The organism is Candidatus Margulisiibacteriota bacterium, from assembly GCA_041658645.1.
Classification (GTDB): Bacteria; Margulisbacteria; WOR-1; order O2-12-FULL-45-9; family XYB2-FULL-48-7; genus JBAZZV01.
This window is the reverse complement of sequence record JBAZZV010000001.1, coordinates 293381-317563: the sequence shown is the minus strand read 5'-3', so window position 1 is coordinate 317563 and position 24183 is coordinate 293381. Positions and strand designations below refer to the sequence as shown.

Sequence of the window (24183 nt, the reverse complement as noted above, 5' to 3'; positions counted from 1 at the left end):
TTACGTGAGCCGCGCCAAAAAGATCGCTGTCGGCGTTGCCGCCGGCGCCGCGGCTTTGCTGACCTCAACCATCGCCCTGGCCGGCGGGCCCAATACTCTTTTGTTTTTGGCCCATAAAGATCTTGTCGGCTGGCTGGCGATCGCCGCCGGATTGATCTACACCGGCAGGCTCCTCTGGCGGGAACTGAAACCGGAAAATTATCAATCGCCCCAAAGCCAACTCAATGTCGGCAGTCCCACGCCCAAAAAATTGTTCAAGACCCTGGTCGCTCCTGCTTGGGCTAGTTTAATGGCTGTTGGGACCGCGATGAAATTCGCACCGGTGCTCGATGCTATCGTCACTCCTTTAGCTTCGCAATATCTGGGAATATCTCTGCCGCATATAGCTCTGCCGGTCTTTGGCCTGCCCGTTGCCGTCTCCTGGACGGCCTGCGCGCTGATCATAACCGTGGCTGCCGCCAAAACTACCATCGGGTCGGCGCTTGATCTCTACCGCGCTTACCGGCTTAAATATAAATTTGTCGGACGGGACATTCACCAATCAAAACTGGTCTCCAATCTGCTGACCAATGTCTCCCGCAACGGCGCCTGGGCGGCTTTGACCATTTTCACCGCCCATCTGGCCGAGATCTACGCCACCCAAACCCTGGCGCTGGCCCGCAATTATTTACACAATTTGATCTTCGGCCAGCAGCCGCTCGTCATGCTGGCCTGGGGAGCGGCGTTCGGCGCTTTTGCTCTCGGCCGCTACCTGCTGGTCGGCCGCCGGAAAGCGAATATGGACAGACAACTGCAAACTCTTGACCAAACGCAAATGGCTAAGATCTGGAACACCGTAAAAGTCGTTGGCGCCGCCGCGGCTATCGGCGCTACTGTTTTCCTGGCCGGCCCGGCTTTAACAGCCGGCAATCTGTTCGTTTTTGCCGTGGTGCTTGGTTTCACCCACAACTTTATCCATTCCAACCAGTCGCAGAAAACCGGCCTTCATCAGAAAGACAAAGTCCGGCCGGTCTTTGACTTGAAATCACTCTGGGAAAATGTCCGCAGTGTGGCCGGCGCGGTCAGAACCGTCTTTAAGCCCGGCGTCGACATGGTAGACCCACTTGTCTCTTCGTATATCATGGTTTTATTGACCCAGGGCGCTCACTGGGTGCTTAACGCCGTTTCCGGTTGTTACTCCGCCGCCGATTACAAAAAAGCGGTCCAGATGATCCTCAAACTGCTCAACCCCGAAGCCCAGAGGATGCGCAATATTTTAAAAAGCGGCTACGCTGACCTAAAGAAGGCCACAACCCCTGCAGAAGCCCGCGACGCTTTGGCCGCCGCGCTGGAAGAGACCGCCCGCTTTATGGACAGATCGGCCAACGGCGACCTGAAAAGCCGCTCCGGCCTCGCGTTCCTCAAAGACGGGATGTTCTGCACCGGTCTGCCGATCGATCGAGGTATTTTCCAGGGCTTGTTCAATCAGGAAACCGACAACCTCTGGCAGGCTTTGGTCGATGCCCGCTACGTTAACAAAGACCGGGTCCCCCTCGACGGCAAGAAGAAGGGGATTAAATTGACCGACACCATGGTCAAAGCTTTGTTTGAATCACTGACCGAGCTGGAAAAACTCTCCGAGCTGAAACAACCCTCCGATGATGAGAAGAAAATACTGGCCGAAAAAAGAAACGATGAATATCTCATGTCCGTTTTTGAATTTTACAAGACAGCCAAAGGATTAGAAGCCAAGAAAGCCGCTGACAAAAAGACCGATCCGCAGGAGTGGGGAAAAAATATTGCTCTAGCCGGCGTCGAGCTGATCACCAACCGTTTCCAGGCCCGTGGCGACCAGGACCTGCGCGTCCACGGCGAACACATTCGTTTTGCCGCCCGCGAATATGAAGAAACCGCCCGCCTGGTCCGGCGCATGGATGTTTCACGGGTCGATCTGGATTCACTTAAACAGAAATTTGCTCGGCGGCTCAACGCCCTTTATTGCCGGGCTTATACTCATGCCGACACCACCCCGGTCCGGTTTTACACCAACATCCTGCCCGACGGCTATAACGCCAAACAATTCGCCATCGACTTCTGTCAGCAGGTGATGGCTGATTTCGTCGGCGGCTTTGATCTGGCAGTTCTTTCTCCTAACGGGCAGGTCAAACTCTGGCTGGTGCCGATGAAAGTGGTCAAGGACTTTAAAAAAGATTATCGGGAAGTCATGGCGATCGAGAGCCGCGATACTGAGGGGGAAGACCTGCGCTTAGGCTGGTACAAGCGGGATGATCACGATATCGTCAACACCACTTTGAGCGATATTCACCACATTGATAACACCGCCCATTTTGATAAACACGGGCATGACATCAAAAAATATCCGACCGCCGAAGTCCTGACCCCGCCGAAGTTGGAAAATGATGAATTTTACGACGTCGTCTATCGGGACGGTGCACGTTTAAGAATTTTTGGTGACGGCCATCAAGAAGTTGTTGCCGGCAATCTTGATGGGAAGACCCCGCTCCTGATCCTGCCGGGCACCGAGCGGCACCAATATGTTGCCGCCAACACTACCGCGGTGTTTGATGAATCGATGATCGACACCGGGCTTTTGGCTACAATCAAGTCCGGAGATATCCCTCACCCGTGGGGCGGATCGCTGGTTAAAGACGCGGACATCGCTCCCCGCTGGCGCTTCATGTACCCGACCGAATATACCAGCGTCAGCGACGCCGACCAGATGGACATCAATGTCACCAACCTGCGGCTTTTCCACACCCGCGCCCTGCCGCACCTGCGGATCATGTACCGCCGACCGAGAAAAGAAAATGTTCCATATTCAGAAGCTATGGTCGACAGTCCTCACGATTCTCTCTTAGAAGTCGGCGTGGCCAATGTTTGGATGGTGCTGAAGGCCAAATTGACCGGCGGTCGCGAATTATATTTCCCGCTCAATATGAACAAAGAGAACGAACGGACGTTCGGCGGCGACCTCTGGAAATATATTGACGAGACCAAACCGCTAGAGATCGTAAAAAAGGCGACGGGTTACTTTCTGAAGATCACCCCCCGGGAGGCAGCCTTTAAGGATCCCGACTTCGTGGCCGCGACGGAAATAGAGATCAACGATCGAGGCACTTATCAGGTTATGAAAAACGGTGAATACAACAAGCGGGACTCTATCCTGGAAGTCCCTCTGCCGCTGGAAATGGTCGACCTGGCCGCCAAGAATATGTTCGAGGCAGGCAGTATCCACATCGATCCGATCCGCTACGGCGACGTCGGCGGGCCGGTGCCGGTGATGGACTATATTTTCCTCCGCCACAACGAAGCGGGCGACGTCACCGATAAGGCCCGAGAGCGGGTCCTGCCGCGGCGCCTGGCACAGTTGATCATCAACGGCACCTACTCTCTCTTGAGTGAGACCGAAATGGAACACGTTGAAACAGTCGACGATGTTCTGAACAGGGAAGACCTCCCCTACACGGACAAAAAAGGGCTCGTGCACCTGGCAATGACCGAAGAAGAATACCAGGCCTTCAAACCCTGGATCACGCCCTATCATGGCCAGCGCGGAGCACAGTGGAACCCCAAAGGCGAAGTCACGATGGAAGCCGCCCATTTCAACGCCATGTGCGAAGCGATCTATGATCAGATCTCCTACCGGCGCTTTATGCCGGATGACAGGTGCCGGACCTTCTGGGATCCGGCCGAGGTTAGCTAAAATGACAACTCATTATGAACCAATACACAGAATGAGCGTTTTTAATCCGCCGACGGTCAAGAACGCGGGAGCCAGACCGCTGCTTTACCACAACGGGGAGATCGCCCAACTCAACGTCATCAACTGGCACGGGCGCAGCTGGGCGTGCGATCCGCGTCAGCTGGGTTATAACGCTGCCACCGGCAATGAAGCTCATCTGCACGTAACCGGGATGGGTACTCCCAATCGCTTTTGGCATTCAATTCATGCCGATAAAAGAGGCGAAGGATGGGTCATGGGCCGGTTTAGCGGCCAGCCGGGCAATTCTAAGGGCAGGATAAAATGGACACCTTTGGAGACCAGCCAGGTTTCACCTCTTTTATGGGGAAAGGTTTCCTCTGCCGCTGCTTATCTTGGCCGGGAAGTCTGCCAGGAAAACATCGTCGCTTGCCGGGCTGACGGGCTGGATGTAGTCACCACCCACATTTCCGGCGATCAGGACCGGCGGCTCATTTCCATCAACCCCAATGACTGGGGAACGAAACATCCTGGTCGAAAAGCCATGATCGAACAACTCGACCAGATCGATCTGACGGAGATCAATTCGACCAGGCTTGAGGGCGATAAACTGATCCTAACTTCAAATATCTGCGGCAGCGACGGACAGCCCCTGACCCACACGATCGATATCAGCTGGGTGCCGACCGATGTCCGCAAGGCCATGTACAATCCAAAAGATCATGATGAAAAATATTCCGTCCGCATCATCGAACCCGATCCCCGGGAAGATTTTGAGTGCCGCGGGCGGGAACAGGTCGCGACTTTCTATAACGAAGTCAACGAACAGCTTGACCACGAGATCGTCCGCGTCACCCGCAGCAATGATTTTATCTTCTCCGTCAAGGTCGAGTTCAAACCCGGCCTGAACGATCCCAATCCTCGTGAGTCAGTCGAGCTGACCGCGGATTCGCCGGAAGCCATTGGCCGTCTGGAAAGCTTTAAAACCCTGCCGGAACACGTTCAAGCCGCGGTGATCAAGGCCTGCTGGAAAACTTTTGAAGTCGCTAACTTTAACTGGTCAAGGGTCGAGAAAGGCGGTTTGCGCCGCCGCCGGTTCATTCAATTCTACGAATACCGCACAAGCCGGGTCAGGGATGCCCTGAAAGGACAGGCACCGTTAAAAGACGGGGAATCGATCGTCGTCATGAAGGTCCGCTCCGCCGCGACGGTCGTTCATCTCGACGACGCCAACGGCCGGAAGAAAGGGGACGAAGAAGTCATCCCTCTGAACTTCGACCCGACCGAAGGCCACCCCGAGCAATATCGGCTGATGAATTTTGATCCGCGCCCCTTTGCCGCTTACAAAACCGGCTTTATGTCGCCGATCGATACCGCCATCGCTCCCCAGCATCTGATCGATCCATATGTTATGGGTAGCGAGATCATGGCGGCGATCTGGCCGAAGGTCGACCAGCTCGGCTTCTTCGGCCCTTTCATGCTGACCGCCATGGCTTTCCCCCATGGGAGCGAATTCACCGATTTCTTTAATAATCCCTGGTACGTCAGGGCTTTCAGCTCGACCTCGCACAGTATCTTTGACGCCAAGCGGGACGCCGGCCGCAGTTACTCGCTCCTCGGTGACCAGCTCTTTATGAAAAAAATGGTCGGCGCCGCCATGGTCACCGGGCCGAACACCGATTCCGCCAGCCCTGTCCGCGAAGGCCGCCTCTTCCCGGTCAGGATGCCGGGCCAGAAAATGTTTTTCATTAAAACCGCCATCCCCGGCTGGAACATCGAGGTCATCGAAGACGCTCTCTCTTCTTACATGTTCATGCGCATGTTCGGTCTGGCGACCGAAACGACCGTTTTAACCTTGAGCGCCGGCGGCGGACTGGACAACTACCAGCTGGCACTGATCGTCCAGCGCGGCCAGCGCTGGAATGCCGGTAAAAATATTTACCTTAAAGACGCCTGGGAAGGGATTTATGAGGACCTGTTCCGCGGACCAAACTTTTATTCGCCTAGCTCAATGTATCATCGTGCCGCCGATCTTGTTTTTCGCCGCAACGGCGCGGGCGAAGGAGCCGGCCTCGATACCATTGATGCCAGGAATGGTTTGGCGGCGGTCCGCTCGCAAAAAGCGGCTAAAGTCTCTGCGGCCAGTGGCCAGCAGGCGCCGGCCAAACTATCGATCAAACCGAATCAGCCGCTGGCAAAAATGTTTGAATACAACGAAGCCCGTGAATGGCTTAACGTCGGCACCTGGTATTTTGATTCCGGCGCCAAGCTGATCTCTTTCTCCATGGTGGCGATCTTTGCTTCGCTCATGTTCGCCCCTCTGCCGGTCGCCGGAGCGGTCTTTTTCTTCGCCTGTCTGGCCACCACGGTCTTCAGTTGGCCGTTCTGGGCGGTCCAGATGGCCAAAGTCGGCGTAGCGCCGAGGACCATTCTTTCGATGACGCCCAAACATCTCTTCTGGGGCAACATCTCGATGCACACCACCCTTAAGTCCGGCTGCGACATGGAGCGCCTCGGCGTCGGCCGCTTCCGGATCAGTGACCGCAATCTCGGCAACCGGATCCCGATGCGCGACAAACGGACCGCTTTTCTCGTCGGGATCGTCCTGCCGTCGGCGGCCGGCGCGGCTCTCATCGGCGGCGCTCTCGCGATATCTTTTGGTGTCAGCCTTGTCCCGCTGGCCATGGCCGCCCTGCCGATCCTGGCCGGCTGGCGCCTCTCCCGCTTCCTCGACCGGTGGACAAGCCGGCTCTGGTATAACGGCGACCAGAAGAGTTTCTGGCGAGCGGCGATTCGTTTTGCCGGCCGCAACGCCCCTCTGTTTGGCGGCGCGGCGGTTTCGCTCATCGTCCTGCCGCATTTTGCGGTCTTTGCCATCCCGCTGATCACCGCGGCCATGGCCGGCGGCTGGTCGCTCTTCATGGGTTACAACATTTTCAACGAATTTAGGATTTATCACAAAGAGCAGAAGGAAAATTATAGTCGGCCGGAACCGAATCCGACAGGAATTCCCCGCCATCAGGCCGATACCTGGCGGAATACCTTCAAGGAAATATTCGGCATCAAGCCGCCGCTTTTCGGCAAACAGGAATTCACCAGTAACAATGATATAAACGTCAGCCCCTATCGGCTGCGTGACGCCATTCAAGCCCAATTTCCCAAACTGCTTGATAATGTCCTGGTTAAAGACAGCGCCCTGGCCAAAGATTTTAAGAACAGAGAAACGGCGATCACGGCCGGCCTGCAACAAGCCGGTTATATTGATGCTAATGGTTTTCCGCTGATCGCGCTCGATCAGCCGCTGCCTGTTTTAGTAGATCTTATTATGAAAGATGCCAGACTTAATAGCTTGGTGGATAACAAAGGCAACCGGCTTCTGGCCACCGGCTCGGTCGCCAGAGCAAGTATTCCCGACGCAGATTTCCAATTCCTGCCACACCTATTTAATGACCCGACCGCGCCAACGCTTGTTTTTAAGCAGGCTATTGCCGATGAGGACATCTCCCGCTGTCCCATTTCTGACAAAACAAAAACCGCCTTAAAACAGGCCCACGAAAAAGACAAGAAGGCCATCGCTAAGATAATAAGAGATATCAAACAAAATGGAAAGAACCCCATGGGAATCATTAATTCCCTGATTTGCGGAGAAAAAAACAGAATTATTTATTTATATTCAGAATTTAAGTCCGGGACAAATCAACCGCCACGGCGGCTAAGAGGGTTGCTCCGTCGCGCCAAGATCGCCCGCCTGGCCAAGCTGACCGAAAACGAAATTCAGTCAATGCCGCGCGATAGCCGATTGGTCGGCAATCTGGACGCCCTGCAATATGACCGGGTCCAGGAGCTCAATCGGCTGATGATCGAAGAATATTTCCCGCAATTTGCTCCGCGCTGGAAATCAGGGCTCTTATTATTTATCGAAGCATTGGAATCAATAAGGAGGCGATTAGCATGACCGGCAAGATCGGAAGTTTAACTCGATTCGTGAAAAAATGGGCCTGGCCGATCGGTTTGTCCCTGGGCTTTGCCTACGGCGGCTACGCCTACTTTGCGCCGTCCAGCGATAAAAAACCGCCCAAGGAGCTTTGTGCGGAGAAAAATCTGGCGCCTCGCGATTTCCATCTCTGCGTCATCGATGAAAACCTGAAGATACACGAAGCCTTCCGCCAAAAGAGCGTTAGGGAAAATATCGTCAAGACCAATGCCGATCTGGGCCTGGTGGAAACCCCGACTCCCGAAGCCGGAAACGGCCCAGCCGCCACCGCACGGCACGGCCTGATCACCGCCTCCCGCCACGCTAATTCCCAAACCGACAACTGGCTGCTGCTCGAGGCGGCCCGCAAAGGAATTTATCTCTTTTATCTGACGGAAGAAGCCGCCTACCTGAAACAGGCGGAAACTCTCCTGAACGCCGCTCTGGCCAACAGGGATACCTCGGTCGGTTTTGACACTAACCCGGGCGCCTTTAAAAACCTTGGGGCCGAAACTATCTTCCCGGTCGAAGGTTATTTTGAGCTCAAACTAACCCGTCTGCAGATCCTCAATATCCTCGATCCGGGAGCGGCCGTCCTGCTGAGCCGGGAAATAGAAAAAGAACTCGCCGATCCCCGGGTGGTCGATGCCCAGCGTTCCAATTCGATCTCCGCCCAGGGTTATGTCAACCGGTTGCGACTGCTGAAAAGCGATCTGGCCTATTTCCAGCCCAATGCCGATCTCGATGCCGGCATCCGCGCCGCCGATGAGAGCCGCCTCTGGGCGGAGTCCGAAGGCGATCGACCGGTCCAATACCTTTTAGCTTATGGTTTAAACCGCAAAGACCTGCGCCACGATGCCCTGCAATCCGAGATCTTTGCCGCCCGCTTGCTGGTACTGAAAGAGTTGAAAAAACCGGCCGAAGCCCGCGATTTTAGCCCGGCGGTCAATAAATTCAGAGCTGTGATGGATTCAGCCGAAGCCACTCAAAAAAACGGCGGTTTCCTTGATCTCGGCCTCGATGCCTTTGTCAATCTGCTCCACATCGCGATAGTCGCTTCTCACTCACGCGCGGAAGCGGCCGCCAACTTCGATAAATTTGTCGACTGGAATAAGGTCAACGCCCTGCCTGATTTTAAAGAGTCGCTTGGTCTGTTGGTCAGGGATGAAAGTTTTTGCTCCAAATTATCCAATCGGACCGGTGAAACCTGCCCCGAACCAAAAGAAGTTATCAGCAATGTTTTCTTGTACTTTGGCTGGTCCGGCTTAGCGCTAAAAGACACCAAGCCGGTCGTCACCGAGATCAACCTGCTTGATCCGGCCATCAGCGATCCGGAAACAAGATTAGGCATCATTATCAAATGCCTGCAGTCGTCCGACGTCGATAAAAAGAAGCTTAACGATATCCAGGCCTGGTGGCTGGCGCCGGCAACTTCCCGGTGAAACTAATGATGATTTTTGACGATAGATATATGGAGGAAGGGTATCATGGTTGAATGCGGACCGATAAGACCAAACGGCATTTATCCGGGAGTTTTCCTGGGGGATAACGTCACTGTCTCCAGCTACACCCTCGGCGACTTCGCCCAAACTTCGGGGGCCAAAGTCAAGATCGATGCCAAATTCTCTGCCTTCGGGCAGGGTCTCAAATTCCCCATGGACGAGGCACTCAGCGCCGCTCGCAGCGGCACCGCCCTGTTCATCAAGCTTGAACCGTGGAACCCGGCAGAACCAAAGAATAATCCTTACAGCCTGCGCGATATCGCCGACAGAAAATATGACGCGCTGCTCACCGGTTTTGCCCGGCAGGTCAAGGCCTTCGGCCAGCCGATCCTCATTACTTTCGCCCACGAAATGAATCTAGTTGCTTATCCATGGGGCAAGGCCAATCCCGCCGAATATAAAGCCGCTTTCCACCATGTGCACGAACTCTTCCGGCAGGCCGGCGCCTGCAACGTCACCTGGGTCTTCAACCCCGATGCGCAAAGCAACGCCGAGGCCTATTATCCCGGCGATGACGTCGTCGATTGGATCGCGGTCGACGGCTACAGCGACATCGGCAAAAGACAGTCCTGTTCCGAGATCTTTGACCAGCGATTCACCGAGTATAAAAATAAACACCCGGACAAGACCCTGATGATCGGGGAATTCGGCTACAACAGTTATGCCCCGGACGAAAATCAGCGGAAGATCGAAGAAAAAGTCAATAAGCCGGCCTGGTTGAAAGAGTGCATCGATTATGTCGCCGACGGCGGCAAGATCAAAGCCTTTGTCTATTTCAACACGGACAAGATGGAGAACGGTCAAACAAAAAAATGGGCGGTCAAATCACCCGAAGCCAGGCATGCTTATCGCGAGGCAATGAAAGAGGCCGAAAGAAAGCACGAAGATATTTTCCGCGGCCGGATACTGACCCCCGCGCCGCTTGAAGAAACCAGGCGATCGTCTTCGGGCGCGGCCGATTTCGCCCTGGGCCGTTACGCGTCGGAGATGCGGCCCGTGTTCGACGAAAAAAAGATAAAAGCCGCGTTCCAGACGGGGGAACTTGATCTCCCTGCGGTCGAAGCCGCGCTCGCCGCGGTCATCGACCAGCTGGAGCGGGCGCCGGATGAAAAATTTAATCCGCTGACCGGAGATAGGAACGCTTTTGCCAGCCGCTTCCGGGACCTCGAAAGGATCGCCGACATCGATCGCAGCCAGAAGCATGAGCTGGTCCAATATTTCCGGCATCCCCGCGAATATTGGAACAATGCCATCGCCTTGCTCTCCGCTTACACGCAGGAAATAATGGAAACCGGCCAGACCTTTAAATTGTCGACGGTGCTGGAATGGTCGGCGCTCATCCTAGCCGAACTCGAAAACCTGGAAAGGCAGAATAAAACCGTCCCTAAAGCCATCTTAAACGAGAGCAGTGAAAGGGTCCTGCCGTCGGATTTCAACTGGGCGATGCTTTATTTTATCGAAGCCGAGACCCTCTCCCAATTGAAGAATCAAACCCCGGCGGATTATCAGCAAGGGATCGATTTAACCTTGACGGGACTTAAGAAAATATTCGAGTTTTCGGGCAAGAACCTCTATCCTTCCATGCCCGACTTTTTTATCGTTTCGAAGGGGGTCCTGGTCCTGGGCGACCTTTATTCCAAGCTGGCGAACCTCACCAAAAAAGAAGAATATTATGCCGCTGCTTTCCAGCTTTACCGGAGTGTTTCCAATATTGATGAAAAGCGGGGAATGAACCTGGAGATCGATCTGCCAGCCGGCCTCGACAGCCGCACCGCGACGAAAGTCGAGCCGTTCAAGGACAGAAAAGAAGATATTTTATTTGATCTCACCGGCCGGCACCTCAAGATCAGTACCAGTGCGGCGGGAGTTGAGCGGGCGCTGGAATTCAACATCGAGCGGGATTATATCGAAAGAGAAAAAAAAGAACAGGCAATATCCGGCTTTTACAATTATCAGAAAGGGATCGCCCTGCTCAAACAGGCGGGACTGGTCGTCGCCTGGCCGAGGATTAAAACTATCGAAGAAGCCGTCGAGCAGATCGGAAACGTCGAGATCGCGAAAAAAGAACTCACCACTGCCAATGAGAGGACCGGCAAGAACAAAAATGACCGGGAATTGATCTCCACCCTTAGCCAAAAATTCGACGCCACACTTAATTCGTGGGTCCCAGCCTACGGCTTCCCCCTGCCCGAATCTCTGTTCCTGCGCGCGTATAACGAAGCCTCGGTCAAGACGGACCGGATCAATTCTTCCTTTTTTCTGGAACTGGCCAAGCTGACCGAGGGGGAATTGATCCTTATGCTCGCCGACCAGATCAGCTCCCATCAGGAAAAAGAGGCGGACAGAAAGAAAAACGCCGAAATGGTCGATAAACTAAAACAACTGCCGGAAGTCAACGGCCGTTTTGAGGCCGCTCTCAAGGGCCTTGATTCGGACGAGACCAATAAGCAGCTAAGAAAATCAGAAGCCTTGATCAACACCGCCCGCGATCACTACTTTACCGGGATCAACCCTCGCTTCAAGTATCTCTATGTCTGGTCACAGGCCAAACTGGGCGAGATCGCGCTCCGGACCGCCGACTTCGTCTATATAGCGGACCAATATGGAGCAGTTCTGCCTACCCGACAGCATCTGCCCGAATCAACGCACATCACCGATGCGGCCCGACTGCTGGCCTGGTCGGATCGGATCGACAATATGTTTCCGGACAGCGGCATCCAAAAATCGGAATACATCGGCGTCAATTTCGATTATTGCCGCACCACCTTCATGCTGGCCGGCAAAGCGATGAAGAGCGCTAACGGCCGGTATAAAACCGTGGTTGAGCTAAACGATCTTGACCCCAATAAAACTATCAAGCTGGTCGATGAAATCATCGCCAATAATCTCGATGAGCTCTCCGACAGCGACCGGCAGTACTTTACTCTGCTCTTGAACCAGAAAAAAGCCGGCGCGCTGATCCAGCTGAAAGATAAAAAAGACGGAAAAATAAAGGTTAAACAAGCGCTGGAAATTTTGAGAACCAACGAACTGTTGATCGCGCCGCCCATCCCGCCACATATTTACGACAAGCTGGTTGACATCCACAAAGTCCTGGCCGGTCAAAAAGTGGAGCACTACGATAAAAATGAAAAAACGTTTAAAGAAAAAACCATGTCCTTCGCAGACATGCTGACGATCATCCAGCCGCTCAAGGTCTTTGTTGACAGATATACTACCGTCACAGCTAACGAAGACATAGTCAAGCTTGCTCCCTCGCTCAAGGCCGAGTTTGCTCCCTTGCTCAAGAACCGGCCGGCCGAGATGAAAGAGCTAAGTAAAAAGCTTGATGAATTAACAAAACTGATCAAGCAGAAAGACAAGACCGCCGCCGCCCAAGCCAAAGTGATCCTTGACCTAGTTGAAAAGATCGACGTCTCCCGCCGGTTCGAAAGCGAGATCAAACAAAAACAGATCTGGGATTTCCATTCCACGCGGGCCGAGCTGTATCATTTTCTGGCGGTGGCGAGAAGCATCAGCTCTGAAGTACTCCCGAAAGACCATGTGCTTTACGAATATGTCCAGAGTGCCTACCACCAATCACGGCGTTCCACCACTTCTTATGACCGCCTGATTCGCCCCTACTACATCTACGCGGATTTTGGCGACTTCACTGAAGACGAAGAATACACCATCCCCCCGCAATTAAATAATAAATAATAAATTGCCTGAAATTTCTCAAAATCAGAGCGGATATAGTTCCGGGTGAAATTGCCGCCCCCGGAGGTGAAGATTAAAAGATTCTTTCATAAAGAGCCAAGGCAAGTGTCAGCAAATTCATATTAAAAAGGAGAAACAAAATGGGATTACGATTAGAAGCTGTTAGATTTTCCAGATTCGCTAAAGCCGCGGGTTTTATCGGCTTGACCGCCTTGTCGGCCTGCAAAAAAGCCACCAGTGAAAGGACCGTGCAATCCGCCAGTCCAAGTGTTCCAACGGTCGCGGCGCCTCTGACCGCCTCCGCGGCACCGCTTGAAACGGCCGCCCCCGTTGCGACAGCCACAGCTCCCTCGGTGGGGGTGGCGGGCGTCAATATCAGCGAGGCGATAGTGAAAGCCGGCTCAAAACCGACCGGTTATAAAGGAGCCGAGGGCAAGGTCGTCATCGAAAATGGCGCGATCAAGACTACCGCCGATATCGAAGGCACCGATGCCGGCTTTTTTGTCTCGTTTCCGGCGGTCGACATCAAGGGGGCACAAAACCTCGAACTGTACACCAAGGCAAATATCTTTCAAAAACAGGGCTGGGACCATTATAGCTCGATCCAGCTCAAGGATGAGAATGGCAAGCGGTATATAGTTTTGGAACTCTGCCGTGAAGGCCAGTACGGCAATTGTGCCGGAAAACCGGTCACAAGCTCGGGCAGTGTCCGGCAGGGAACGACCCTGAAGATCAAACTCCCGGAAGGGCTCGACACTCTGGAGAGATTTGAAGTGGTGTTCATCGGCGACACGAAAGTCGCCGCCGGCGCCGTCTTCGAAAAGATCCTAGTTAAGTAAAAAGAAAGAAAGCGACCTAAATAAATGAGGGCCCTTTGTCTTGATTTGACGAGGGGCCCTTATTATTTCTGCCTGAAATTATCGCCAAAATCTGTCGATATATATACGGGAGAAATAATAGAATGACACCACCTGTCAATCCGACGAATATTAATAGGATCACGCTGGCGCCGCCTCCCGCCCCCAATGCGCCAGCCGCCGCCACAAATCAGCAGTTGGATGACCTCATCGCGCAAACCTGGGCTTACCTCAACGCGACCATGGTCGACAAAGAGACCGGCCGCCCGCTGGCCGAAATTGACGGCAAAGAAGATATTGACGGCGACAAGAACAAGCGCGAACGCTATACCTACTCCGAAACCGTCGGTTATGTCATGCTCGAGGCCGTGGCCGTGGGGGACGAAAAACGGCTCGAGAGAACCTGGCAGTGGGCCAAGACCAATCTCCAGCGCAACGGCAATTTAAAAGTTTTTGACTGGCAGGCCCAGCAATGGAAAACCTCCGCCGCCAACGATAATCTCTTCGCCTGGCGCGCCCTGCCGATCACCGCCAAAAAAGAGTCCGGTTGGGTCATTCTTGACTCCACCAGCCAGCGCAACGGCCTCGACGCCGCCCCGGACGCCGATGAGGATATCGCCGCCGCCCTGGTCTTTGCCTACAAAAGATGGGGCAAACAAGAATATCTGGACGCCGCCCTGCCGATCATCTACAGCATCTGGGACAAATACGTCAAAGAGATCAATGGGGAGCCGATCATTTTCGCCGGTGAAAAATTCAAACAGGTCAATGAGACCAACCCCAGTTATTTCCGTCCCTATTTTTACGAAAAGGTTTTCAGCGACGACGAAGTGGTCAATGCCCTCAACAATAACGCCCAGAAACCCAACTGGAAAGCCAACTGGAAAACGCGCTGGAGCGACCTGGCCAGATCGTCCCGGCGGATCATGCGGGACGCGGGCGACGCGAAACTGCGCGGCTATAACGGCGTCAAATTATATGACGGCACAAAAAACCTCCTGCCCGACTGGATCTCGCTCGACAACAAAGGGCAGATCGTGGACGGCCGCTGGCACCGCGATCGCGGCGGCCAGCAGTCCGGCTGGGAAGTTTCGCGCGGCTATTTGCACGCCGCGCAGGACTACCGCTGGACAGGCAACCAGGCCGCGGAAAAATACCTCAAAGATAACACCTGTAGTTCGGCGGACTTTGGCCCCCATTGCTTTTATCGAAAAGAACTTATTGAGGAAGGCGCGATCCAGGGCGGCTACAATCACGACGGATCGGAAATCGACCCGCTCAATCCCAGGATCCGCGAAGCCCGCAACCTTGACCGGGAGCAGTACTCGCTCTACGGGGCGCTGCTGCCCTACTTTTACTTCGGCGGCGATCAGGACGCCGCCCAGAAAGTCCTCGACCGCATCCTTAAATATTATAAAAAAGAAGGTTATTATCAGTATCCCCGCGATTATTACGGCAGTCACCTTGTCCTGCAGGGGCTGATCGCCGTCCGGGGGCTGTTGAAGATCCAGGGGAAAAACGAGCAACTGCCCGTCCTGCCCGGGCCAAAGATCAAAATTACCTTCGGCTCTAACGTCATTAACCCTTTCTCGCGCTCGGATGAATCACCCGACGACCTGGCCCAGCAAAACGAAGGGGCGATCGATTTCTTCCACGATCTGGCCAGCGGGCCGAACGGCCTCGGCATAATCAATCGCGTCGCTACGGTCAGGGCCAAGATCGGGGTCAGGCCAAGCGATAACGTTAAGGCCGCCCGGGCCGCCGACACCGTCTTTACTGGCTTCTTTAACGCTTGGCTCAAGCAGTCCGAGCTGGGCTATGTCTCGACCGTGCCCAGAAGCAAAGTGATCGAATACGCCCCCGAGATCAAAGACCGGCTGGGTGATTTTTTCAAAAACCCGAAGGACAGCGAACTGGAGTTCAAGCCCGACATCAGGGGCAAGATCGCCGGCGAAGTCAAGAACCTGAAACAGCGCCGGGCCCTCCTCGACATGCTCGGCCAGACCAACGAAGACATCGAAAAAGCGCTGTCGTTTATCGGCGCCGCCGCCCCGCAATATAAGGCCCAATTCGCTTTTATCCTGGCCTCCAATCCCCTGAAGTATGAAAAATATCTCCGGCTGATCGGAAAAAGCATGCAGGCCGACGTTAGCTCCGCTTTTGCCGGCGCGTTCCAGAAATATCAGAGCCACAAAAATCAAAAAGAATTGAGGTTCCAACTTTACCAGGTCGTCTCTAAATATTACGAGGACAAAAGCAAACCCACTCTTTATCACGCTCCCGATCCCCGCTTTGAGGGCGAAATGCTGCTCCAGCTCGGCATCAATTCAACGAACAAAAAAAATGCCCTGCGCTATTATGATCGGGCGATCAAAAAATTCGATCTGGTCCTGGCGAACCAGATAACCGATGACGCTAAATTAAAGAACTCGCTGGAGCTGAAAGGCAAGACTTACCGCAATTTGATCGAGAGCCAGCACCCCTATGACACCGACGAAATGTACGGCTTCTCCCAGGGGTTGTCCTACGCGCTCAAGGCCCAGGCCATCTTACTGCGGGCCGGGGAAGAAACCGATCCGCAAAAGATCACGCACGAGCTCGGCGAGGCCTTTGGTCTTATCACCCGGGCGGCCAACTTCATGGACATTGCCGGCAATCACAGCATCAGCGGCCTCTTTTTTCTCCAGCTCAAGCAGTTTGCCGCCGAAAGCCTCCTGCGCCATGCCTTTACCCTCAAGGACCTGGCAATGAAAAATACGAGCTTCGCGATCGCCGGCGCCAAAAACCAGGACTTTAAGACCCTGATCGGTTACGCGAACGGCCTGCTCGAAGACATCCTGACGTGGAACGAAAACTTTCACACTTCTGTTCTGTCTCAAAACCGGACCGTGGTGCTGGACAAAGACGCGCCGGTCTGGCTGCGCCAGATCAAGGCCTTTGCCGCCGTCTGGCGGTCCAAGTCCGAAATGTTCGAATCGGGCGAGATGCGCGAAGGCAAACGCCGCGATTATTCCTTCAGCCAGCTTAAAATGCTAAAAACCGCCGAGGTTCGCCTGCTCGAAGTGCTGCGTGAGAACGAAGCATACAAGAAGTCCCATAACGGCGCGGAGATCATCGATCTCGAGACCGTGGCCGACATTCGGGCGACGCTGGCGCAGAATCGGACCCGCCAGGCCTATATCTCAATGGATTTCAAGGCGGAAAAAACCATCAGCGTAACCCACGCCGGCGAAAAAGTCGAGCTCATCGGTTATCGAATCTTGCTGACCAAGGCGCAGGAAGAGATCGACAAGGTGCTTGAACCGCAAAGCCGCGCCAAACCCGAGATCCTGGCCGAAGCCCACGTCTGGGCCGCCAAGATCCGCCTGGCCGAGGCCGACAAGATCCTCAACCGCCAGAAAAGAGAAGAAGTGCTGGCCGGCGCCCAGAGAGAGATCAGCCAGGCCTTCGGCATTGAGGACGGCAAACCGTATTTAAGAGGCGCCTCTCTCTCCGCCGGCCTGCAGACCCTGGGCGACGCGCTGGCGGCGCAGAAGAAATTCAAGGACGCCGAAGCCGTCTATCGTCTCGCTCTGGGCGAAAAAGCCGACGCCCCGGCCGCCTGTTCATTCCTCCAGCCGCTGCTGCCGGTCCTGGACGAGCAGATGAAGACGGACTTGAAAAAGATCTTTGAAAAAAATTACTTCGCCCGCGCCGCGCTGGGCGATATCCTCAACTGGCAAGGCAGGTACGAAGAGGCGTTAAAAGAATACGATCCCCAAAAGATCCCGGCCAATGCCATCACTGCCAAGCAGGCCCAGCTCGGTACGATCGAATGCAAAATGCGCCTGAATGAGAGTTACACTCCCAAACAGATCGCCGATCTGGAGAAGAAAGTCACGGAGATAGTCGATGCGGAACCCCTCGCCTCTTCCCTGACCCTGCGCTCCATCGGGAGCTTGTTCGAGGCCTACCGAACCGATGAGGACCTGCAGGAAAAGATCATCTATATCGGCAACCGCCTGCTCGGCCTCTCAACGGCCACCGACCTCCCCGAAGCGGAACAGCTGCGGTTGAGGGCCATGTTCATTCCGTTAAGCAACGAGCGGAACGGGATGGAAGACAGGGCCAAAACCGAGATCTATCTCCGGGTCGGTGAAGTTTTGCTCTGGCAGCAGCGTTTCGAGGAAGCCCTCTCCTTTGTTGATATCGACAATTATAAAAAGCTCGAAGACAAACCGGAGCTAAAAACCGCTTTAAAAGACGTCCTGGCCAACAAAGCCGACCTGCGCGTCCTGCGCGGCCTGATCGAAGCCGAGGCCCGCATGCGCAATAGCCGAGCCGCCGGGCCTTTTCTCGATTTTGCCGAGGCGGAGAAACCGCTCCAGGTCGCGCTCGAGGAAAAAGATCCCGATCTGGCCGCCCGCATCGTCGGCGACAAGATCGAGGCCTATATGCTGGAGAAGAGCTGGCAGAAGGCGATTGAGGCCGCAACACCAAAAAATTGGGGCGTCTTGAAGGAACAATTCAACGCCATGTTTGAAAGTCGCACTCTTGGCTATCAAAAAACCATGTTCGAGCTCAACTTCAAATTAGTTGAAGCGCTTATCGGTGCTAAAGATTTTAACCGAGCCGTAAAAGAAATAATTAGGAAGGGAGATACTACTGAGGCTGGTGACGAACTTGGCATCATCAGCAAAACCGAAGAAATGAGAGTAAAATACCCCCATCTTTTTTCTCTCGCCGACCGTTTTTTAGCTCAAGCGAATATTTATCTTGGCAAGGCCTATTCTTACCGCTGGTCGGAGCAGGATTTTGAAAAATCTAATGACAGCTATAAGAATTCTCTCGATCTTGTTAAAAATGATCTTTCGAAAGCGGGAAGACTGCTCCTGGCCGAAACTCATCTCGGATTAGGAGAGATACACCGCTTTGGTCAGAGCATAAAAAACGGCCATAACGACTACGAAGCATCAAAAACCAATTATCGGCTGGCCCTGCAAATTCTTGCCGGCTCAATTCAACCTTCGTCCCTTGGCGCCGGGGTCTGGGGTACGCTGGTGGACGCAAAATATATAGATAATGACGGCATCGTTCAGCCCAAATCCGAAAATGGCGGCGAATCGCTTGGCCTCGATCTTTCGCTGAACGCCCCCGAAAGAAGCCGGGTTATTGGCCTCATTCGGCAGAGTAGGACCGTCCCCCGGAAATCGATCAAACGCCGAGAATTGATCACGGATGTTTATCATGGGTTTTCCCTGCTTGAACAAGCGGAGACCCATCCCGTTCCCGCTTATCAATATCTATTGAATGCCAGATATTATATGGGGCAGATATTGGTTCCTCCGGACGAAACAAAGGCGGCGGTCCCACGCACGTCAAACACGATTTTGACTCCAAATTTTACCGCTTCTTATGAGCATTTTGGCTTTGGAGTAGGATCAAATGGCTATGGTTCCAGCGGCACGGAAAACCGTTTCAGCGTTACCGGCCAACTCCCGGTTTACAAAGAACAATTAATTTTCTCATTCACCAACAATACAGATACCAGGAAAGATCGCTTCGGTGAATCGAGAACAAATGCATCGCGCATCGGGATATACTACAGGCCTGAATGGCTGGACAAGCTGGTCACAGTGGGGATTGACGCTAAAGCCCCCGGAATGAATAGAGAGTTATTTCAAACCGCACGCTCTCTCCCGGTAAATTTTCAAAATCCAAACATGATCTTCAGCGGTTCAGTTGCAACCAAGTGGTTGACCGCCTTTGGCGCGTACAATTGGAACTGGGAAAATCCTCTCCTTACTTCCCACTATGAAAAATTAATGTGGAACTTGGCTTCTTACCACATTTCGTGGCTCCAGGCGCAGGTGGGATTCGAAGGCGGTCAATATAATTTCACTGTTCTCGGCACTCCCCGGGAAAGAGCAAACATTGGCCTGGTGCTAAACTGGGACTATGATCTCGCCGAAGTAAAACCGCTCGGCGAAGGAGCTGAATTAAGGCATGGCACTTTCAAAGTTGGAGGAACGTTAGGCATCGGTCTCTGGCAAAGGGAATTTATTCCCGGAGCCACCTGCGAAGAAAAAGCGCACAATCCGGGCTTGACCGAAGCACAAACAGTTAACCGGTCAATTTTTAATATGTTTAATTCCAGCTCGAGCTGCAGCGCGGCCAAAGATCCTTATTACAACAAATACTCGACAAACGGCCCTGCCTGGGGCTCGATTCCTTTGTACCTAATGGGCCGGGTGGAATATAACGCTGGTCGAATCGGCGTCGTCCAGCTGTATGGGGGATTAAATTACCAGCAAACTCCCGAGTTTACCTACCAGGATTGGCGAGCAGGCGTGAATTTTAACCTGGCACAGTTCCTGGGCCTTTAACTCCAATTTTGAGTGAAATTTATTAAGGGGATTAACGACAATATAATGGCGATATGATTTTCTGATTTAACTAATTTTTAGGGGGGCTTATGATCGAACCGATAATAATAAACAATACTCCGTTAAAGTTCCGACCTTACTTAGAACATGCCGACAAAAACAATAATGGGTCAAATAGGTCGAACGGGAAAATTGATGCTGAAGAGGAAATTAATTCTGCAATATCGGAATATTGTTCAGACAATCCAAATAGTTGTAAAGAAATTGTTGAATTTTTTTCAAAAGAATCTAACTATCCGAGCCAATCTTTTGAGTCAAAACCCAAACAGTACCCAGCACAATTTAGATTGTCTCTTGCCCCTGTTATCGGGCTTGGTTTTCAACACTTTAATTACGCCTCTTTAGGGAGCACCCTGCATGTTCCTCCTCATCAAGATGATAAAGGGGCTGTAACAAACCCAATTGAAGTTGGCAGTAAAAACAATGGCATGCTCAAATTTGGTTTTGAGCTCACTTTAGACTTTTGGCAAATTGTTTTTCTCAATTATCAACTTGCCCTAGCAGAAGATAATCTTGGTGATTATGAAGAAGATGTAAAAGCTGGGCCGTACAACTATTATGGGGGTTATCCGCCTAAAAATCGTCAAAGGTACGCTTCGGGTGAAAATGCCTATACATTTATTTCGACGACGTCCAACAAAAACACTACTAAAGCTCATTACTTAACTCTTGGTTTTTACCCATTCTCGAATAGTCTGATCAAATTAAAACGGCCTAATTTCTCCCCCGATCTTGGAGGGTGGAGAGACGAATCAGGAGACTCACATTTATCAATCGATGCTGGGATTGCAATTAAACAAGTGCATGTTGTAAGAGGCTGGGATCGCTACGCTGCAGTAGAAATAATGGAAGATAAAAATGTCACCATATTTGGAGGAACCGTTGGCTTGCATTATCAAGGCTACTCAAGACAAGGATCTGGTCCAATTCAGCTAGGCGGAAAACTGGGCATTAGAGGAGCTTATTACCCAGGCGGAAGTTTTAATGTCGTTGCTGAACTTGGTTTTCCATTTGGCTTAACATTTTAAAAGATCTCTTGCAATAACCTATCCTCGCCTAGCAAAGCCATAACCTCGCTGATGCCTTTTTCTAACTCTTCCCCTCCAAACAATTTCTGGAAAGGGTGAAATTTATCATGAAATCTAACGATAATAACATGGAAGGGCTAAAAGAAAGAAAGGGTGAAAAATCATGAGAATTGAAGGAACATACAGTTATCCAGAATATAATCGGTGCGCGGATCCGGCCCAGGATCCTATTTGCCGGTTGCCTGAAAGGGAAGAACCCACCCCGGAACCCAAACCAGCAACTTTACCCAAGGAAAACATATTTGCCGGCAGCTTTTTAATCGGCTGTGCGCCGGTTTATGACAAATGTCTTAATGCCGATCAGGCAATTAAGCCATTACGTTTTGATTCCTCCGCGTTGAACGATAACGGGACTATTACGGCAGGAACGGATGTAACTTTTTTTATCGACATTGATCCCTGCCAGGACCCGAATAAACTTACCGCTACTCTTAATATTTCACCGGACAAACCAATGGCGGTTGGGGACGGGAAATTAACTCTTACCCTAAAAGCCGATCAGAGCTGGGGAAATAGCGTAACAGCTTCGATAATAGACGATCAAGGCAATAAGTTTATTCGGACAGTCTCCCTCCCATACATTGCGGCCCCCGGCTCAAGCACGACTTCCCAGGTTTCCATCAATATCGAATACAGCAACGACGGCGCTATTGCCTACCGTCCCGTTACCCTTTCCCCCAACTGGGGAAAAGGGATAGAGGCACCGAAAGGTGTTGAATATAAATGGACGGTCACCGGTCCGGACGGCGTGCATAATTCTGTCGGCCAAACCTTTACTTTCACGCCGCAGGCCAAAGGCAATTATACGGCTGTCCTGACCGTTAGTTCCAATGACGCGGAGGCAAGCCCGATCGTAACGCAGGCCAACCTGACGATCGGTTCGTTTGATCCCCCCTTTATCGAGATACTGAACCTACCCGGCGGCGGTTATGTTGACGAGGGCACGACTCTGCCGATCCCGATCTCCATTCAAAAAAACAACTGGCCGGGCGCCAGAAACCTTGGTAAGGAAGACCAATCTCCCCTCGCTTCCTGTCACGTCACGATCACCGGCACGACTGTCGGTGAAACGCCGATCTTTGACCAGGACGGCTTGGACTGCAACAATGTTTCGGCCAAACTCCCCACCCTGCCGCCGGGAACGACCGAAAAATCATACCTGATCAACGCCTCGATCAACTCGCCCCAATATGAACAGCCGGGAATCGCGGCGGCCAAACCGCTCTACATCAAGCCGGCCGCCGTCTCTTCCGCCTGTCAGCAAGATCCCAAACCGAAAATATTCGTCATCGAAGGGCCGACGCCGGGGACCGATTACGATATCGGATCGAACGTCCCCCTGCAATGGAAGCTCCACACCAAAAATTGCGACAACACCCTGTCCGGCCTCTCCGCTCTCTGCGACTTCAACCCGCTGGGCGCCGTCTCCGCCCAGAGCGACAATGACGGCATTATCACCATCGATAAAGCCCTCACCCAAAAGTTGAGCGGCAGTTTTCTCTGCACCGTTACCGGCAGCAATAACGAGACCGATTACGCGGTTATTTATCCGCCGTACTACAAATCCAGCCAGGCGTCGGAATGCCAGCAGGTCGGCGACAAACCTTTCGTCGGCGCCTTGAGCATCGATCCTTCTTCTCTCAACCCGATGGGACAGCTTGAATTCGGCCAGCCGGCAACGTTCAATTTGCCGAACACTACCGACTGCGACGCCGAGCCCTCAAACCTTGAAGTTACTTTATTCGCCGGGACGTCGCAGGTCAAGATGAATAAGATCGGGAACGTCTACACCGTCACGCTACCGGCCGATTACTGGGGCTCGCCCATCTACGCCGTCGTCAAGGACCTGGACAGGCAGACGGAAAGCGTCAGCCAGCTCTGGAATGTCCCGCCGGTGGTTAAAACCCTCTCCGCCTGCCAGAAGGATCACAAACCAAAGGTTTCCGTAGTTATTGGCCCGACCCCGGGCGTCGACTATGATATTAATTCAAATATTCCGGTGCAGTGGAGCCTCTATTCCAAGAATTGCGATGACACTTATAACAATATTTTGGCCATGTGCGATTTTGGTCCCCTCGGCATTGCGAACGGCAATTCCGACGCCAACGGCAGCGTTAATATCAGCAAAGTGCTTAATCAAAAGCTGGGCGGCAGTTTTGCCTGCACCGTCACCGGCAGTAACAGCGAAACGACAAACGTTACCATCTATCCGCCGTATTACGCCAATCCGATCGTTGCGCCGACCCAGTGCGCCCAGCAATACAACAAACCGACGGTCGGCTCGCTTAGCCTCAATCCTTCGAGCCTTAATCCAAAGGGACAGCTCGTTGCCGGCTCAACGGCGACGTTTGATCTGCCCAACACGACCGATTGCAACGGCGAACCCTCCAACCTGCAAACCACTTTATATGTCGGGCCATCGATCCTGACCATGGTGAAAAACGGCACTCTGTATTCGGCTTCCCTCCCCGTCGCCTACTGGGGAACACCGGTCTACGCCGAGGTGCTCGATTTAGATCGGTCCACCTCCGCCGTCAGCCAGCTCTGGTCACTGCCGCCGATCGTCGCGCCGGCGCTCACGGCCTGCGGCGCTGATCCTCTGCCAATCGTCTCTATTATCGAGGGACCCACCCCGGCCAGTAATTATGATATTTCTGGCGTATTGCCTGCCGTGTGGAAGCTCCATTCAAAAAATTGCGACGGCACTTTTTCCTCGCTTTCAGCGGTCGCCGACTTTAACCCCTTAACCCCCGCAACCGGGGTCTTGGACCCAACTACCGGCATAATCACTATTTCTAAAGTTCTAACTCAAAAATTGTCCGGCTACTTCCCGGTCACCGTCACCGGCAGCAACAACCAATCGCGCAGTGACATAAAAATCTATCCGCCGTATTACAAACCTTAAATAAAAAGTGAAATTTTTCAAAGGAGTGACAGAT

General features: G+C 53.0%; 8 protein-coding genes. All 8 read left to right on the top strand.

What is annotated here, in order from left to right:
• Nucleotides 1–4 precede the first annotated feature (4 nt).
• The 8 genes from WC903_01465 to WC903_01430 all read left to right on the top strand — a co-directional run bounded on the left by WC903_01465 (nucleotide 5) and on the right by WC903_01430 (nucleotide 24149).
• Nucleotides 5–3703: a hypothetical protein gene (locus WC903_01465; protein ID MFA5892626.1), complete on the top strand. Its 3699-nt coding sequence runs from the start codon at nucleotides 5–7 to the stop codon at nucleotides 3701–3703.
• A gap of 31 nt (nucleotides 3704–3734) precedes the next feature.
• The gene (locus WC903_01460) at nucleotides 3735–7655 is read left to right on the top strand and encodes a hypothetical protein (GenBank protein ID MFA5892625.1); all 3921 of its coding nucleotides are present in this window, start codon (nucleotides 3735–3737) and stop codon (nucleotides 7653–7655) included.
• Nucleotides 7652–9115 (top strand): hypothetical protein, encoded by a 1464-nt coding sequence (locus WC903_01455; GenBank protein ID MFA5892624.1) that lies wholly within the window; start codon nucleotides 7652–7654, stop codon nucleotides 9113–9115. Before WC903_01460 ends, WC903_01455 begins: the two co-directional genes overlap by 4 nt.
• 45 nt (nucleotides 9116–9160) lie before the next feature.
• Nucleotides 9161–12874, top strand: a complete 3714-nt coding sequence (locus WC903_01450; protein ID MFA5892623.1) for a glycosyl hydrolase — start codon at nucleotides 9161–9163, stop codon at nucleotides 12872–12874.
• 140 nt (nucleotides 12875–13014) lie between these two features.
• Nucleotides 13015–13713, top strand: a complete 699-nt coding sequence (locus tag WC903_01445; protein ID MFA5892622.1) for a hypothetical protein — start codon at nucleotides 13015–13017, stop codon at nucleotides 13711–13713.
• Nucleotides 13714–13835: 122 nt separating this feature from the next.
• Nucleotides 13836–20096: a glycosyl hydrolase family 8 gene (locus WC903_01440; protein ID MFA5892621.1), complete on the top strand. Its 6261-nt coding sequence runs from the start codon at nucleotides 13836–13838 to the stop codon at nucleotides 20094–20096.
• 89 nt (nucleotides 20097–20185) lie between these two features.
• On the top strand, nucleotides 20186–21184 hold the full coding sequence (locus WC903_01435; protein MFA5892620.1) for a hypothetical protein: 999 nt from the start codon (nucleotides 20186–20188) through the stop codon (nucleotides 21182–21184).
• A gap of 238 nt (nucleotides 21185–21422) precedes the next feature.
• Nucleotides 21423–24149: a hypothetical protein gene (locus tag WC903_01430; GenBank protein ID MFA5892619.1), complete on the top strand. Its 2727-nt coding sequence runs from the start codon at nucleotides 21423–21425 to the stop codon at nucleotides 24147–24149.
• The last annotated feature ends 34 nt before the right edge of the window (nucleotides 24150–24183 follow it).